The organism is Streptomyces sp. NPDC041122, from assembly GCF_055592445.1.
The window spans coordinates 112,613-127,128 of the sequence record NZ_JBVIYQ010000005.1 but is presented as its reverse complement, the minus strand read 5'-3'; the positions used below and the strand labels follow the sequence as shown (position 1 = coordinate 127,128).

The following is a 14,516-nucleotide window of genomic DNA, read 5'->3' as shown; positions in this document are numbered from 1 at the left end:
GTGCGTCGCCCGGGGCGACGCAGGTTCTCTGTACGGCGACGCCTGTCCACGGCACGACGCGAAGCGGCGCTCACCGATCGGAACTACCACCGCCGGCCAGCATGCCTGAAGCCGCCACCCCGCTGCTGACCGGGCCATGACCGTGGCGCCTGCTTGTCATCGGCGGGGGCGCTGAACGCGCGCAACGCGGCAACTTGCCCCGCCCACTCCCTGAAGGTGCGCAAACGTCTACTTGCGACCCGAACGCACTGATGTGGCGCCGGGGTGTCAAAATCTCCCCAACACAAAAAGGGGGACAACGGTGGATCGGCGCGCTGACATTCTGGGGGAGCTCGAGGCGGACAACGGGGTCATCGCCGTATCGATGGGATGGCTACGATCGCACTACGAGCCCGAGTGGGGGCGCCTCAGCGCCAGTCGCGCAGCCGAGATAAGCCGTTGGCTCACGAGCCAGGAGATCGCGCACCTCCCGTCGCCGCTGCCCTCGCGCGAGGTGGAGGAGGTGGTCCTTTACCGGCCGTCTTCCAAGATCGGTGTCTATATCAACGCGGCCCGTCTCGAAGGGCCGTTCAAGCACCACCCGGCCGCTGCCGCGTACTTCCTGCGGGACGTCGCCCTCAAGCTGAGCGGCGTCGCAGTCGGCCAGGCCGAAACCCCGCGCGACTGACGAGTCGCGCGCTTTCCCGGTGGTTAAGATCGCCTCTCACGGGTTGATGATCATGGGGGGCAAGATGACTGGGCCGTACGCTCGAAGAATCGCAGGCGTCGGCGTGATGGCGGTCTTCATCGGGACGGCTGTCAGCGCGTGCTCGTCGGCCGAGCAACTGCCGAACATGGTCGGGTCGCAGCTCCAAGTGGCACAAGACCGCGCGTAGAGCGCCGGTTTCCACAACCTGAGTTCCGAGGATGCGACGGGGCAGGGGCGCGCCCAGGTATGGGATCGGAACTGGCGCGTCTGCGCGCAGGACCCGAAGCCCGGCGAGGCGGACCCCGGCACTCTGGTCGTCTTCTCGGCGGTCAAGGAGGGCGAGAAGTGCCCCGCGTCCACGAAGGGTTACCTGGCGATGCCGGGTGACGAGATGCCCGGTTACGTCGGGCGCAACCTCATGGATGCGATGGACCAGATGGCAGCCCTCACTGGTGACGTGACGGCGGTGGACGTCACTGGAGAGGGGCGCAGTACGGACGACGAGAACGATTGGCGGGTCTGCCGGACCACTCCCGCAGCTCACGAGATCGTCGAGGACAGCGTGACCTTCGAGGTCGTGCCCAACGACGAGAAATGCCCCACGTCTTGAACCGGCACGCTCGGCGGTTGGCTTTGCGAGGGAGGACTCGAACCTGTGGCGTGAGGTCGTCGAGAGACTGAGCGGCTGGACCAGACAGTGCAGGGGATACGGTCCGGACGCCACTGTGGGGCGGCGCATTCAGTGGGAGGTGTTCATGGTGACGTCCATGACCGCATACCGAAAGGCTGATGCCGTGTAGCCGGCCTGTCGCCCTGCGCCCCGAACAGCGCGCCTCGTCACTCTGTCGCGCTAAGGCAGGCTGGTGGAAACCCTGACGTACGGCCGCTTCGGGGTGCATCCACCTGCACATACGCGAAGACCCCGGCCTCAGCGTTTCCGCTGGTGACGGGGTCTTCAGGCACCTACTACAAGGTGCCCCCGGCAGGATTCGAACCTGCGCACACGGCTCCGGAGGCCGTTGCTCTATCCCCTGAGCTACGGGGGCGTATCGACTCGCTTGTGCGGCGACGGGTAGAACCCTACCAGCTCTCCGGGGCTCATCATGAACAGGTATTTCTCCGGTTCCGGGGGACCCGGGGGCGCCCTGTGCGGAGGGGAGCCTCCGTATGGTCGGCTGCCTGGCGGGCCCGCCCTCGCACGGGGCGGAAGTAGGGAAAACCGGGACGCGGCGGTGGGCGCGGACCTAGTCTCGGAGTTGTGCCAGGCGTGCCCGGCCGCGTGCTTGTTGTGGACGACAACAAGGTCATCCGGCAGCTGATCAGGGTCAACCTCGAGCTGGAGGGCTTCGAGGTCGTGACCGCGGCCGATGGTGTCGAGTGCCTGGATGTCGTGGATGAAGTGCAGCCCGATGTCGTCACCCTCGACGTCGTGATGCCCCGGCTCGACGGCCTGCGTACCGCGGCGCGGTTGCGCTCCGATCCGCGGACCCGGCACCTGCCGATCGTCGTCATCAGCGCCTGCACGCAGTACGAGGTCGAGAACGGCCTCGAAGTCGGCGTCGACGCGTTCCTCGCCAAGCCCTTCGAGCCGAACGAACTGGTCGGCGTGGTGAGGCAGTTGCTCCGTTCGGACGGGGCCGATGCCTCTCGCGGAGTCGACCACGGGGGCCAGGAACATCACGCCGGACAGGAACATCACGGGTGCCAAGGGCATCAGGGGCACCAGGGGCATCAGGGGTACGGGCGTGACCGCCGCGGTGGCGGCTGCGCCGGCGAAACCGAGCGCGCCGCCCAGTCCGGAGGCTGAGCCACCCAGTCCGGAGGCTGACGGGATCGTCCGGACTCCGGGCCGGCAATAGAGCCTGCCCCGCCACCGGGTCCTTCCCCCCCCGCGACCCCACCCCCGTCCACATCCCGGACCATCCGCCAAACCGACTCGCCTCCCCACCCCCCTCCTCCCATACGCTGGTGCCGTGACCCCCGTCGAGCTCTCCCGCACCGTGCTGCACGCCCTGCGTGCCGCCGTCGATGCCGGGGAGCTTCGCGTGGCCGTGCCCGAGGGGGGCGCCGTGCGGGTCGAGCGGCCCCGGCCCGGCGGGTGCGGGGACTACGCCACCAATCTCGCCCTGCAGATCGCCCGTGCCGCCGAGCGTTCGCCGCGGCAGGTGGCCGAGGTGCTCTCGCCCCGGCTCGCCGCCGAGCCCGGCATCGCCGGCGTCGACATCACCGGGCCCGGCTTCCTCAACATCACCCTCGCGGACTCGCGCGGCGCCGCGGCCGCGGACCTCGTGCGCCGCGTACGCGAAGAGCGGCACTGTTACGGGCACGTCCACCCCGACACCGGAGAGCTCGCCCAGCTCCACGTGGACCGCGAGCTGCGCGCCCTCGTCCTCGCCGACAGCGTCCGCCGCATCCTGCGTTCCCAGGGCACCCTCGTCCGCGTCACCTGCGACGCCGAGCCGCCGGCCGCCTGGGGCGATCGGCTCGGGGTGCGGGTGGACGCGTGCGGACGGCCGCCCGAGCCGCTGCCCGCCCTGCGTCCCGTCCCCGCCCCGGAGGCCGCCACCCTGCGCCTCGGCCGGGACGCCGCCCGGTGGGCCCTGCTCCACCCCGCCTCCCACGACCATCCCCGCGTCACCCCTGAGCAGGGCGGCGACGGGCACCTCGTGCAGCGGGAGAGCAACCCCCTCTTCCGGGTGCGGTACGCCCACGCCCGCGCCCGTGCCCTCGGCCGCAACGCCGCCGCCCTCGGTTTCGACGCCGCTCCCGGCGAGGTCGACGCGCCGGAGCTGCTCGACGCCCTCGAGGCCCATCCGGCCGTCCTCGCCGCCGCGGCCCGCCACCGCGCCCCGGACCGCCTCGCCCGCCACCTCGTCGTCACCGCCGACGCCCTGCTCGACCTCCAGGGCTCCGTCCTGCCCCGCGGCGACGAGAAACCCTCGGCCGCCCACCGCGCCCGGCTCGCGCTCGCCGAAGCCACCGGGACGGTGCTCGCCGGTGGCCTGTCCCTGCTCGGCATCAGCGCACCCGAATACCTGTGAATGACCACCTGCCTGTGAGTACCCGGACATCCGTGAGCGAGACGCGGCGCACGTCGCCCCGCGAGGCGCGGCGCACGCCGCTCAGCGCGACACACGCGCTCATGAGGGAACATGTGACGCGTGCGTCCCCCTCATCGGATGCCTCGGACAGTGCACACGCACAGGTACACGCACACGCACAGGCACACGCACACGTGAGCACGTGAGAGAGACGACACAGCCATGAGCCGTTCCGCGCACCCCGCCGGTCCCCGTCACGCCGACGTACTGCCCGAGGGGCACTACTCCGCGCCGCCCGCCGACCTCAACGCCCTGGACCCCAAGGTCTGGTCCCGCACCGTCACCCGTACCCCCGACGGGGTCGTCGCCATGGGCGGCATCGAAGTGACCCGGCTCGCCGAGGAGTTCGGCACCCCGGCGTACTTCGTCGACGAGGCCGACTTCCGTGCCCGCTGCCGAGCCTGGCGCGACGCGTTCGGCACCGACGCCGACGTCTTCTACGCCGGCAAGGCGTTCCTGTCCCGCGCCGTCGTGCGGTGGCTGCACGAGGAGGGGCTGAACCTCGACGTGTGCAGCGGCGGTGAGCTCACCACCGCGCTCGACGCCGGGATGCCCGCCGAGCGCATCGCCTTCCACGGCAACAACAAGACGGTGGAGGAGATCGAGCGGGCCGTCACCGCCGGCGTCGGGCGCATCGTCCTCGACTCCTTCCAGGAGATCGTGCGCGTCGCGCACATCGCCGAGCGGCACGGCAGGCGCCAGCGCGTGCAGATCCGGGTGACCGTCGGCGTCGAGGCGCACACCCACGAGTTCATCGCCACCGCCCACGAGGACCAGAAGTTCGGCATCGCCCTCGCCGGGGGCCAGGCCGCCGAGGCCGTGCGGCGGGCGCTCAAGCTGGACGGGCTCGAACTGATCGGGATCCACTCGCACATCGGGTCGCAGATCTTCGACATGGCCGGCTTCGAGGTCTCCGCGCGGCGCGTCGTGCAGCTGCTCGCCGAGGTGCGCGACGAGCACGGCGTCGAGCTGCCCGAGATCGACCTCGGCGGCGGCCTCGGCATCGCCTACACCTCCGACGACGACCCGAGCGAGCCGCACGAGATCGCCAAGGCGCTGGGCGAGATCGTCACGCGCGAGTGCGAGGCCGCGAACCTCCGTACCCCACGCATCTCCGTCGAGCCCGGCCGCGCCATCGTCGGGCCGACCGCCTTCACGCTCTACGAGGTCGGCACCATCAAGCCCCTCGAAGGGCTGCGCACGTACGTCTCGGTGGACGGCGGGATGTCGGACAACATCCGCACCGCGCTGTACGACGCCGAGTACACCGTCGCCCTCGTCTCGCGCTCCTCCGACGCGGAGCCCGTCCTGGTGCGCGTCGTGGGCAAGCACTGCGAGAGTGGGGACATCGTCGTACGGGATGCTTTCCTTCCGGCCGATCTCGCGCCCGGTGACCTGATCGCCGTGCCCGCGACCGGCGCGTACTGCCGCTCGATGGCGAGCAACTACAACCACGCGCTCCGCCCGCCCGTCGTCGCCGTCGACGGCGGTGCGGCGCGGGTGATCGTCCGGCGCGAGACGGAGGAGGATCTCCTGCGTCTCGACGTCGGATAATGAAATAGTCGTCTCACGATCCGGACCATGGACGGAAAGTCCGTTCCGGTGGGTGAGACTGGTCCCACCGTAGATGTATGAGAAGTGAGGTCGGATGATGCGTACGCGTCCGCTGAAGGTGGCGCTGCTGGGCTGTGGAGTTGTCGGCTCAGAGGTGGCGCGCATCATGACGACGCACGCCGACGACCTCATGGCCAGGATCGGCGCCCCGGTGGAGCTCGCCGGGGTCGCCGTCCGCCGCCCCGCCAAGGTGCGCGAGGGAATCGACCCCTCCCTCATCACCACCGACGCGACCGCACTGGTCAAACGCGGGGACATCGACGTCATCGTCGAGGTGATCGGCGGCATCGAGCCGGCCAGGACCCTCATCACCACGGCCTTCGAGCACGGCGCGTCCGTCGTCTCCGCGAACAAGGCGCTCATCGCGCAGGACGGCGCCGCGCTGCACGAGGCGGCCGCCGAGCACGGCCGCGACCTCTACTACGAGGCCGCCGTCGCCGGTGCCATCCCGCTGATCCGGCCGCTGCGCGAGTCCCTCGCCGGCGACAAGGTCAACCGCGTCCTCGGCATCGTGAACGGGACGACCAACTTCATCCTCGACGCCATGGACACCACCGGCGCCGGCTACCAGGAAGCGCTCGACGAGGCCACCGCGCTCGGGTACGCCGAGGCCGACCCGACCGCCGACGTCGAGGGCTTCGACGCGGCCGCCAAGGCCGCCATCCTGGCCGGCATCGCCTTCCACACGCGCGTGCGCCTCGACGACGTGTACCGCGAGGGGATGACCGAGGTCACCGCGGCCGACTTCGCGTCCGCGAAGCGCATGGGCTGCACCATCAAGCTCCTCGCCATCTGCGAGCGCGCCGCCGACGGGGGCTCCGTCACCGCGCGCGTGCACCCCGCGATGATCCCGCTCAGCCACCCGCTGGCGTCCGTGCGCGAGGCCTACAACGCCGTCTTCGTCGAGGCCGAGGCCGCCGGACAGCTGATGTTCTACGGGCCCGGCGCCGGTGGCTCGCCCACCGCGTCCGCCGTCCTCGGCGACCTCGTCGCCGTCTGCCGCAACAAGCTCGCCGAGGCCACCGGGCCCGGCGACTCCGCGTACACCCGGCTGCCCGTGAGCTCCATGGGCGAGGTCGTCACGCGGTACCACATCAGCCTCGACGTGGCCGACAAGCCGGGCGTGCTCGCCCAGGTCGCGACGGTCTTCGCCGAGCACGGCGTGTCGATCGACACGGTCCGCCAGACGGGCAAGGACGGCGAGGCCTCCCTCGTCGTCGTCACCCACCGCGCGCCCGACGCCGCCCTCACCGGCACCGTCGACGCGTTGCGCAAACTCGACACCGTGCGTGGTGTCGCCAGCATCATGCGGGTTGAAGGGGAGTAAGCAGCAATGACCCACCAGTGGCGCGGAATCATCGAGGAGTACCGGGACCGTCTTCCGGTCTCCGACACCACGCCGGTCGTGACGCTCCGCGAGGGCGGTACGCCGCTCGTGCCCGCGACGGTGCTCTCCGAGCGCACCGGCTGCGAGGTTCACCTCAAGGTCGAGGGTGCCAACCCCACGGGGTCCTTCAAGGACCGCGGCATGACCATGGCGATCACCAAGGCCAAGGAGGAGGGCGCGAAGGCCGTCATCTGCGCCTCCACCGGCAACACGTCGGCCTCCGCCGCCGCCTACGCCGTCCGGGCGGGGATGGTCTGCGCGGTCCTCGTGCCGCAGGGCAAGATCGCGCTCGGCAAGATGGGCCAGGCGCTCGTCTACGGCTCGAAGATCCTCCAGGTCGACGGCAACTTCGACGACTGCCTGAACCTCGCCCGGGCCCTGTCGGAGAACTACCCGGTGGCGCTGGTCAATTCGGTCAACCCGTTCCGCATCGAGGGCCAGAAGACCGCCTCGTTCGAGATCGTCGACGCCCTCGGCGACGCGCCGGACCTGCACGTCCTCCCGGTCGGCAACGCGGGCAACATCACCGCCTACTGGAAGGGCTACAAGGAGTACGCGGCCGACGCGGTGTCGACCCGTACCCCCCGGATGTGGGGCTTCCAGGCCTCCGGCTCGGCGCCCATCGTGCGCGGCGAAGTGGTCAAGGACCCCTCGACCATCGCCACCGCGATTCGCATCGGCAACCCCGCGTCCTGGCAGCACGCGCTCGCCGCGCGCGACGAGTCCGGCGGTCTCATCGACGAGGTGACGGACCGTGAGATCCTGCGCGCCTACAAGCTGTTGGCGTCCCAGGAGGGTGTCTTCGTCGAGCCGGCGTCGGCCGCGTCCGTCGCCGGTCTGCTGAAGGCCGCCGAGCAGGGCAAGGTCGACAAGGGTCAGAAGATCGTCTGCACGGTCACCGGCAACGGCCTGAAGGACCCCGACTGGGCCGTCGCCGGCGCCCCGCAGCCGGTCACCGTCCCGGTCGACTCGGCCGCCGCCGCCGAGCGCCTCGGCCTGGCGTAACGCCCGAGGGCGTCGCGGGCCACGGCCCGCACCCGCGGGCCGAACCCGCAACTCCGTACAGGGGGTGGCACAGGGGGCTTACGACACGCATCGTGCGCCTCCTGTGCGCCCTATGTCGCCACAGAACCTTCCTTCGATAGGCTGTACCGAACCCACCCCGCGCATATGCCGGGTGCCGCCGTCGTCCGCGGCCTTCGGGTGTTCCGTACATGTGGCACGTACTGAAAAATACGGAGCCTCAAAAACACGCAGCTCAAGGAGAGTCATCGAGCGATGGCCGGTCCCGCGTTCCGCGCCGCCGCCGTCCGGGTGCGCACCCCCGCCACCAGCGCCAACCTCGGTCCGGGCTTCGACAGCCTGGGTCTGTCGCTGGGTCTCTACGACGACGTGGTCGTCCGGGTGGCCGACTCCGGCCTGAACATCGACATCGCCGGGGAGGGCAGCGACAACCTCCCGCGCGACGAGTCGCATCTGCTCGTACGATCCCTGCGCACCGCCTTCGACCTGCTCGGCGGACAGCCGCGCGGCCTGGAGATCGTCTGCGCCAACCGCATCCCGCACGGCCGCGGCCTCGGCTCGTCGTCGGCCGCCATCTGCGCCGGCATCGTCGCCGCGCGCGCCGTGACGATAGGCGGCGAGGCCCGTCTCGACGACGCGGCGCTGCTCGAACTCGCCACCGAGATCGAGGGCCATCCCGACAACGTCGCCGCCTGCCTGCTCGGCGGCTTCACGCTCTCCTGGATGGACGGCGGAACGGCCCGTGCGATCAGGATGGACCCGGCCGATTCCATCGTTCCGGTGGTCTTCGTCCCCGGAAAGCCGGTGCTCACCGAGACGGCCCGCGGGCTGCTCCCGCGCACCGTGCCGCACGTCGACGCCGCCGCCAACGCGGGCCGTGCGGCGCTGCTCGTGGAGGCCCTGACCCGGCGCCCCGAGCTGCTGCTGCCCGCCACCGAGGACCGGCTGCACCAGGAGTACCGCGCCCCGGCCATGCCGGAGAGCGCCGCCCTGGTGGAGCGGCTGCGCGCCGACGGCGTGCCCGCGGTGATCTCCGGCGCGGGCCCCACGGTCCTCGCGCTGGCCGAAGACAGTGCGGCCGACAAGGTCGCACGCCTGGCAGGCGAGGGCTGGGCGGCCAATCGCCTGGCGCTCGACGCCAAGGGAACGAGCGTGCTTCCGCTTGCGCCCTGACGCAGTGAACACAGGGAATTCGGGGTGTCCCGATCCCGAGAGGGGGAATGTTTGTTGGATCCGGTAGTGTTAATCTCAAGTCTGCACCCGACCTCACCATGGCGAGGTGCTTTGTGTCCCCGTCCGGGACAACCATTCTTCCGGGAGCCTCCCAAACTGCTTAGTGCCCCGCACTGAGCGGTCCTGAGCACGCTCCGGAACCGGCGTGACCGAGCCGGGTGACACCGCACTTCAGTGGCACCGCACCGGGAATCGCCATCACCAATGAATTCTTCCGCCGCGTTGGCGGACCACCGCCCCGGCACGGTCCACGGAAAAGCCAGGACCGCCGCCGGACAGCACAACCGGTCGCCGAGCCAGACAGGCCGACGTCCGCTCCAGGGAAGGACCCTTCGTGAGCGACACCACCGATCTGATGGGCGTGACTGCCGACACGCCCGCCACGGACGCCTCCGCGGCGCCTGCCACCGGTGCTTCGGCCGGGTCCCGGCGGCGCCGCGGCACCGGCCTCGAGGGCATGGTGCTGGCGGAACTGCAGCAGGTCGCATCGGGCCTCGGAATCAAGGGCACCGGGCGCATGCGCAAGAGCCAGTTGATCGAGGTCATCAAGGAGGCGCAGGCAGGGGGCGGAGCCCCGGCGAAGAGCGCCGCGGCCTCCGGTGACAGCGCCGAGAGCAAGCCCAAGCGCCGGGCCACCTCGAAGGCCCGTACGGGCGAGGACGCCGCGGAGCCCGCCGGCAAGGCGAGCACGGCGGCCACGTCCGAGGGCAAGGCCGAGAAGGCCGCCCAGCAGCAGATCGACATCCCCGGCCAGCCCGCGGGCGGCCCCGCCCGCGCGGGCGACGAGCGCGGGGACGGCGACCAGCCGGCCGGCGAGCGCCGCAGGCGCCGCGCCACCGCCGACGCGGGCAGCCCGGAGACGGCCGCCGCGGAGGCGAAGTCCGAGCCGAAGGCCGACGCGGCGGAGTCCAAGGGCGACAAGGGCGGCGACGGCTCGGGCGACAACAACGCCGACGGCCGCCGCGAGCGCCGTGACCGCCAGGGCCGCGGCCGTGACCGTGACCGCGACCGCCGCGGCAACAAGGGCGACGACCAGCAGGGCGGCGGACGCCAGGACCGGCAGGACCGTCAGCAGCAGGGTGGCGGCGGCCGTCAGGACCGTCAGGACCGTCAGCGCGACAACGGGCCGCAGGACGACGACGACTTCGAGGGCGGCCGCCGCGGCCGCCGCGGCCGCTACCGCGACCGCCGGGGCCGTCGCGGCCGCGACGAGCAGGGCTTCGGCAACGAGCCGCAGGTCTCCGAGGACGACGTCCTGATCCCCGTCGCGGGCATCCTGGACATCCTCGACAACTACGCGTTCATCCGTACCTCGGGCTACCTCCCGGGCCCCAACGACGTGTACGTCTCGCTGGCCCAGGTCCGCAAGAACGGCCTGCGCAAGGGCGACCACGTCACCGGCGCGGTCCGTCAGCCCAAGGACGGCGAGCGCCGCGAGAAGTTCAACGCGCTCGTGCGACTGGACTCGGCGAACGGCATGGCGGCCGAATCCGGGCGCGGGCGGCCGGAGTTCAACAAGCTGACGCCCCTTTACCCGCAGGACCGGCTCCGCCTGGAGACCGACCCGGGCGTGCTCACCACCCGCATCATCGACCTCGTCGCGCCCATCGGTAAGGGGCAGCGCGGTCTGATCGTGGCCCCGCCGAAGACCGGCAAGACCATGATCATGCAGGCGATCGCCAACGCGATCACGCACAACAACCCCGAGTGCCACCTGATGGTCGTCCTGGTCGACGAGCGTCCGGAAGAGGTCACCGACATGCAGCGGTCGGTGAAGGGCGAGGTCATCTCCTCGACCTTCGACCGTCCCGCCGAGGACCACACCACGGTCGCCGAGCTCGCCATCGAGCGCGCCAAGCGTCTGGTGGAGCTGGGCCACGACGTCGTCGTGCTGCTCGACTCGATCACGCGCCTCGGCCGTGCGTACAACCTCGCGGCGCCGGCCTCCGGCCGCATCCTGTCCGGTGGTGTCGACTCCACGGCGCTGTACCCGCCGAAGCGCTTCTTCGGTGCCGCGCGCAACATCGAGGACGGCGGCTCGCTGACCATCCTCGCGACCGCGCTGGTGGACACCGGTTCGCGCATGGACGAGGTCATCTTCGAGGAGTTCAAGGGCACCGGCAACGCCGAGCTCAAGCTCGACCGCAAGCTCGCCGACAAGCGCATCTTCCCGGCGGTGGACGTGGACGCGTCCGGTACCCGCAAGGAAGAGATCCTGCTCGGCAGCGACGAGCTCGCCATCACCTGGAAGCTGCGCCGCGTGCTGCACGCGCTCGACCAGCAGCAGGCGATCGAGCTGCTGCTGGACAAGATGAAGCAGACGAAGTCGAACGCCGAGTTCCTGCTGCAGATCCAGAAGACGACCCCGACGCCGGGCAACGGCAACGACTAGTCGTCCGCACCGATCGCACCGGGCCGCCCCGTCACAGCCGTGACGGGGCGGCCCTTTTGGTGCGCGAGGGACCGGAAAGAGATCTTGGCCACACGCATAAGAGATTCTCACGGTCACGGGCAGTAGCCCGGCGGCAGAAAAAGCCGCAGGTGAGGCCTGGAATCGAGGGGCAGGGGAACACGGTCCGTCACCGGTGGTGTCCGGGGCGCGCACAGTCCGCTGTGCAACCCTTCAAGCGGTTTCGCCGTCTGACAAGTGACGAGACACCGCTACCTGGCCCTGAAAGCAGGGGGTAACCGACCGACGAGGACTGAGGAGCGCATGACCGACGAGAGCACGCCCGCGGGTACGGACGACGCGAAGCCCAGGCGCTCCCGCGGCGGTGGCGGCGGCCGGCGCCGCAAGCCCCGTCGGCGCAACAAGGTCCTCGTCGCCACGGCCTGGACCGCGGCCTCGGTGGTCGTCCTCGGGGGAGTGGGCGCGGGGTTCCTGTACTTCAAGCTCAACGGCAACATCAACGGCGTCGACATCAACTCCGCGCTCGGCACCGACCGTCCCGCGGACGTCGACAACGGCTCGCAGGACATCCTCGTCCTCGGCTCCGACTCGCGCTCCGGCGACAACGCCAAGTACGGCAAGGACGAGGGCGCGGCCCGCTCGGACACCGCGATGATCGTGCACGTCTACAAGGGCCACAAGAAGGCCAGCATCGTCTCCATACCCCGCGACACCCTCATATCCCGGCCCTCGTGCAAGACCGACGAGGACAGGACCGACCCGGGCGGTCAGCGGCAGATGTTCAACACGGCGTACGAGGTCGGCGGGCCCGCCTGCGCCGTCAAGACCGTCGAGAAGATGTCCGGCATCAGGATGGACCACTACCTCGAGGTCGACTTCACGGGCTTCAAGAAGCTCATCGACACCCTGGGCGGCGTCGACATCACCACGAAGAAGGCCATCCACGACAAGGACAGCCACCTCGACCTGGACGCCGGCACCCACACCCTGAACGGCGAGCAGGCCCTCGGCCTGGTCCGCACCCGGCACGGCGTCGGCGACGGCAGCGACCTCGGCCGCATCCAGCTCCAGCAGGCGTTCATCAAGGCGCTCCTCGACCAGGTCAAGGACGTCGGCGTCTTCAGCAGCCCGAAGAAGATGTTCGACCTCGCGGACGACGCGACCAGCGCCATCACCACCGACTCGGACCTGAACGACGTCAAGAGCCTCGCGGGCTTCGCCAACGGCCTCAAGGGCATCGGCGCGGGCGACATGAAGATGGTCACGCTGCCCATCCAGTACGACCCGAACGACCCCAACCGCGTGCTGCCCCTGGAGAAGGCCGACCAGGAGGTCTGGGACGCCCTCAGGGCGGACAAGGCCATCCCCAAGTCGGCCACCGAGCAGTCCGCGGGCGACAAGGGCGACGCGGGCGACGTGGTCGCCGGCGGCTGAGCCGGGCGCGGGCCCGCCCCGGCGGGCGGTCGCGGGGCCCCCGGGAATAGATCGGCACCTACCCCGGTTTTGGGAGATACGGCCGGTCCTGGCAGACTGGTACGTCGGCCCCGGTTCACGTACGAGCAATCCGCGCGTACGACCCGGCGCCCTCCCGAAACTAGGAGACACCTTGAAGCGCGACATCCACCCCGAGTACTTCGAGACGCAGGTCAGCTGCACCTGTGGCGCGTCGTTCACCACCCGTAGCACGATCCCGAGCGGCACCGTCCGTGCCGAGGTCTGCTCCGAGTGCCACCCGTTCTACACGGGCAAGCAGAAGATCCTCGACACCGGTGGCCGCGTGGCCCGCTTCGAGGCCCGCTTCGGCAAGGCTGCGGCTGCCAAGAAGTAGCGAGCCACTGCGCCGGTCATCGGCCGCCCTCGGGAGGGGGTGGCCGGGACCGGCGCTTTTGCCGTCCCGCAGCCGATTCGCGTAGAACCACCGCGTAGAAAACCAGGAGCCCCCGAATGTTCGAGGCGGTCGAGGAACTGATCGGCGAACACGCCGATCTCGAGAAGAAGCTCGCCGACCCGTCGGTCCACGCCGACCAGGCCAACGCGCGCAAGCTCAACAAGCGCTACGCCGAGCTGACCCCGATCGTCGCGACGTACCGCTCCTGGAAGCAGACCGGGGACGACATCGAGACGGCGCGCGAGTTCGCCGCCACCGACCCCGACTTCGCCGCCGAGGTCAAGGACCTGGAGCGGCAGCGCGAGGAGATCACCGAGAAGCTGCGGCTGCTGCTCGTGCCCCGGGACCCGTCCGACGACAAGGACGTCATCCTGGAGATCAAGGCGGGCGCGGGCGGCGACGAGTCGGCCCTGTTCGCCGGCGACCTGCTGCGCATGTACCTGCGGTACGCGGAGCGCATCGGCTGGAAGACCGAGATCATCGACTCCACCGAGTCCGAGCTCGGCGGCTACAAGGACGTCCAGGTCGCCGTGAAGACCAAGGGCGGCAACGGCGCGACCGAGCCCGGCCAGGGCGTCTGGGCGCGGCTGAAGTACGAGGGCGGTGTGCACCGCGTGCAGCGCGTGCCCTCCACCGAGTCGCAGGGGCGCATCCACACCTCGGCGGCCGGTGTCCTCGTGACGCCCGAGGCCGAGGAGATCGACGTCGAGATCCACGCCAACGACCTGCGCATCGACGTCTACCGCTCCTCCGGGCCCGGCGGCCAGTCCGTCAACACCACCGACTCCGCCGTGCGCATCACCCACGTGCCGACCGGTGTCGTCGCCTCCTGCCAGAACGAGAAGAGCCAGCTGCAGAACAAGGAGCAGGCGATGCGCATCCTGCGCTCCAGGCTGCTCGCCGCCGCGCAGGAGGAGGCCGAGAGCAAGGCCGCCGACGCCCGCCGCAGCCAGGTGCGCACCGTCGACCGCTCCGAGAAGATCCGCACGTACAACTTCCCGGAAAACCGGATCTCGGACCACCGCGTCGGCTTCAAGGCGTACAACTTGGACCAGGTGCTCGACGGGGACCTCGACGCGGTCATCCAGGCCTGCGTCGACGCCGACTCCGCAGCCAAGCTCGCCGCCGCGTAAGGCACCCCCGCCGTACGACCCTTCACGACCGCCCCGGAG

General features: G+C 70.4%; 12 protein-coding genes and 1 tRNA gene. 12 read left to right on the top strand and 1 reads right to left on the bottom strand.

Annotation, left to right across the window (positions count from 1 at the left end; genetic code table 11):
* Positions 1-301 precede the first annotated feature (301 nt).
* Both ACZ6B8_RS19435 and ACZ6B8_RS19430 read left to right on the top strand, forming a co-directional pair.
* Positions 302-667: a hypothetical protein gene (locus ACZ6B8_RS19435; protein ID WP_471079515.1), complete on the top strand. Its 366-nt coding sequence runs from the start codon at positions 302-304 to the stop codon at positions 665-667.
* A gap of 397 nt (positions 668-1,064) precedes the next feature.
* Positions 1,065-1,298 carry a hypothetical protein gene (locus ACZ6B8_RS19430; RefSeq protein ID WP_471607980.1) on the top strand — a complete coding sequence of 78 codons (234 nt, stop codon included), beginning with the start codon at positions 1,065-1,067 and terminating at the stop codon, positions 1,296-1,298.
* 364 nt (positions 1,299-1,662) lie between these two features.
* Here the strand turns inward: ACZ6B8_RS19430 and ACZ6B8_RS19425 are convergent.
* A tRNA-Arg gene (locus ACZ6B8_RS19425) sits at positions 1,663-1,734 on the bottom strand.
* A gap of 212 nt (positions 1,735-1,946) precedes the next feature.
* Between ACZ6B8_RS19425 and ACZ6B8_RS19420 the strand changes: the two genes are divergently transcribed.
* From ACZ6B8_RS19420 to prfA, 10 genes are all read left to right on the top strand, one after another.
* A complete protein-coding gene (locus ACZ6B8_RS19420; RefSeq protein ID WP_471079573.1) occupies positions 1,947-2,495 on the top strand; it encodes a response regulator in 549 nt (182 codons plus the stop codon).
* 166 nt (positions 2,496-2,661) lie between these two features.
* Entirely contained in the window at positions 2,662-3,729 is a 1,068-nt protein-coding gene (nrtL, locus tag ACZ6B8_RS19415) for an ArgS-related anticodon-binding protein NrtL (protein ID WP_471607979.1), read from the top strand.
* 222 nt (positions 3,730-3,951) lie between these two features.
* Positions 3,952-5,343, top strand: a complete 1,392-nt coding sequence (gene lysA / locus ACZ6B8_RS19410) for a diaminopimelate decarboxylase (protein ID WP_471079579.1) — start codon at positions 3,952-3,954, stop codon at positions 5,341-5,343.
* 94 nt (positions 5,344-5,437) lie between these two features.
* Entirely contained in the window at positions 5,438-6,730 is a 1,293-nt protein-coding gene (locus ACZ6B8_RS19405) for a homoserine dehydrogenase (RefSeq protein WP_471079582.1), read from the top strand.
* A 6-nt stretch (positions 6,731-6,736) separates the two neighbouring features.
* Positions 6,737-7,795, top strand: a complete 1,059-nt coding sequence (thrC, locus tag ACZ6B8_RS19400) for a threonine synthase (protein ID WP_471079585.1) — start codon at positions 6,737-6,739, stop codon at positions 7,793-7,795.
* A gap of 273 nt (positions 7,796-8,068) precedes the next feature.
* The gene (gene thrB, locus ACZ6B8_RS19395) at positions 8,069-8,986 is read left to right on the top strand and encodes a homoserine kinase (protein WP_471079588.1); all 918 of its coding nucleotides are present in this window, start codon (positions 8,069-8,071) and stop codon (positions 8,984-8,986) included.
* Positions 8,987-9,380: 394 nt separating this feature from the next.
* The gene (gene rho / locus ACZ6B8_RS19390; RefSeq protein ID WP_471607978.1) at positions 9,381-11,438 is read left to right on the top strand and encodes a transcription termination factor Rho; all 2,058 of its coding nucleotides are present in this window, start codon (positions 9,381-9,383) and stop codon (positions 11,436-11,438) included.
* A gap of 321 nt (positions 11,439-11,759) precedes the next feature.
* On the top strand, positions 11,760-12,890 hold the full coding sequence (locus tag ACZ6B8_RS19385; protein ID WP_471607977.1) for an LCP family protein: 1,131 nt from the start codon (positions 11,760-11,762) through the stop codon (positions 12,888-12,890).
* A 172-nt stretch (positions 12,891-13,062) separates the two neighbouring features.
* Positions 13,063-13,284, top strand: a complete 222-nt coding sequence (gene rpmE / locus ACZ6B8_RS19380; protein WP_471079597.1) for a 50S ribosomal protein L31 — start codon at positions 13,063-13,065, stop codon at positions 13,282-13,284.
* A gap of 116 nt (positions 13,285-13,400) precedes the next feature.
* On the top strand, positions 13,401-14,477 hold the full coding sequence (gene prfA, locus ACZ6B8_RS19375) for a peptide chain release factor 1 (RefSeq protein ID WP_471079600.1): 1,077 nt from the start codon (positions 13,401-13,403) through the stop codon (positions 14,475-14,477).
* Positions 14,478-14,516 lie beyond the last annotated feature (39 nt).

Coding starts and splice junctions, on each gene's coding strand:
- ACZ6B8_RS19430 (WP_471607980.1), top strand. CDS start 1,065: ATGCCGGGTGACGAGATGCCCGGTTACGTCGGGCGCAACCTCATGGAT.
- lysA (WP_471079579.1), top strand. CDS start 3,952: ATGAGCCGTTCCGCGCACCCCGCCGGTCCCCGTCACGCCGACGTACTG.
- ACZ6B8_RS19405 (WP_471079582.1), top strand. CDS start 5,438: ATGATGCGTACGCGTCCGCTGAAGGTGGCGCTGCTGGGCTGTGGAGTT.
- thrC (WP_471079585.1), top strand. CDS start 6,737: ATGACCCACCAGTGGCGCGGAATCATCGAGGAGTACCGGGACCGTCTT.
- thrB (WP_471079588.1), top strand. CDS start 8,069: ATGGCCGGTCCCGCGTTCCGCGCCGCCGCCGTCCGGGTGCGCACCCCC.
- ACZ6B8_RS19385 (WP_471607977.1), top strand. CDS start 11,760: ATGACCGACGAGAGCACGCCCGCGGGTACGGACGACGCGAAGCCCAGG.
- prfA (WP_471079600.1), top strand. CDS start 13,401: ATGTTCGAGGCGGTCGAGGAACTGATCGGCGAACACGCCGATCTCGAG.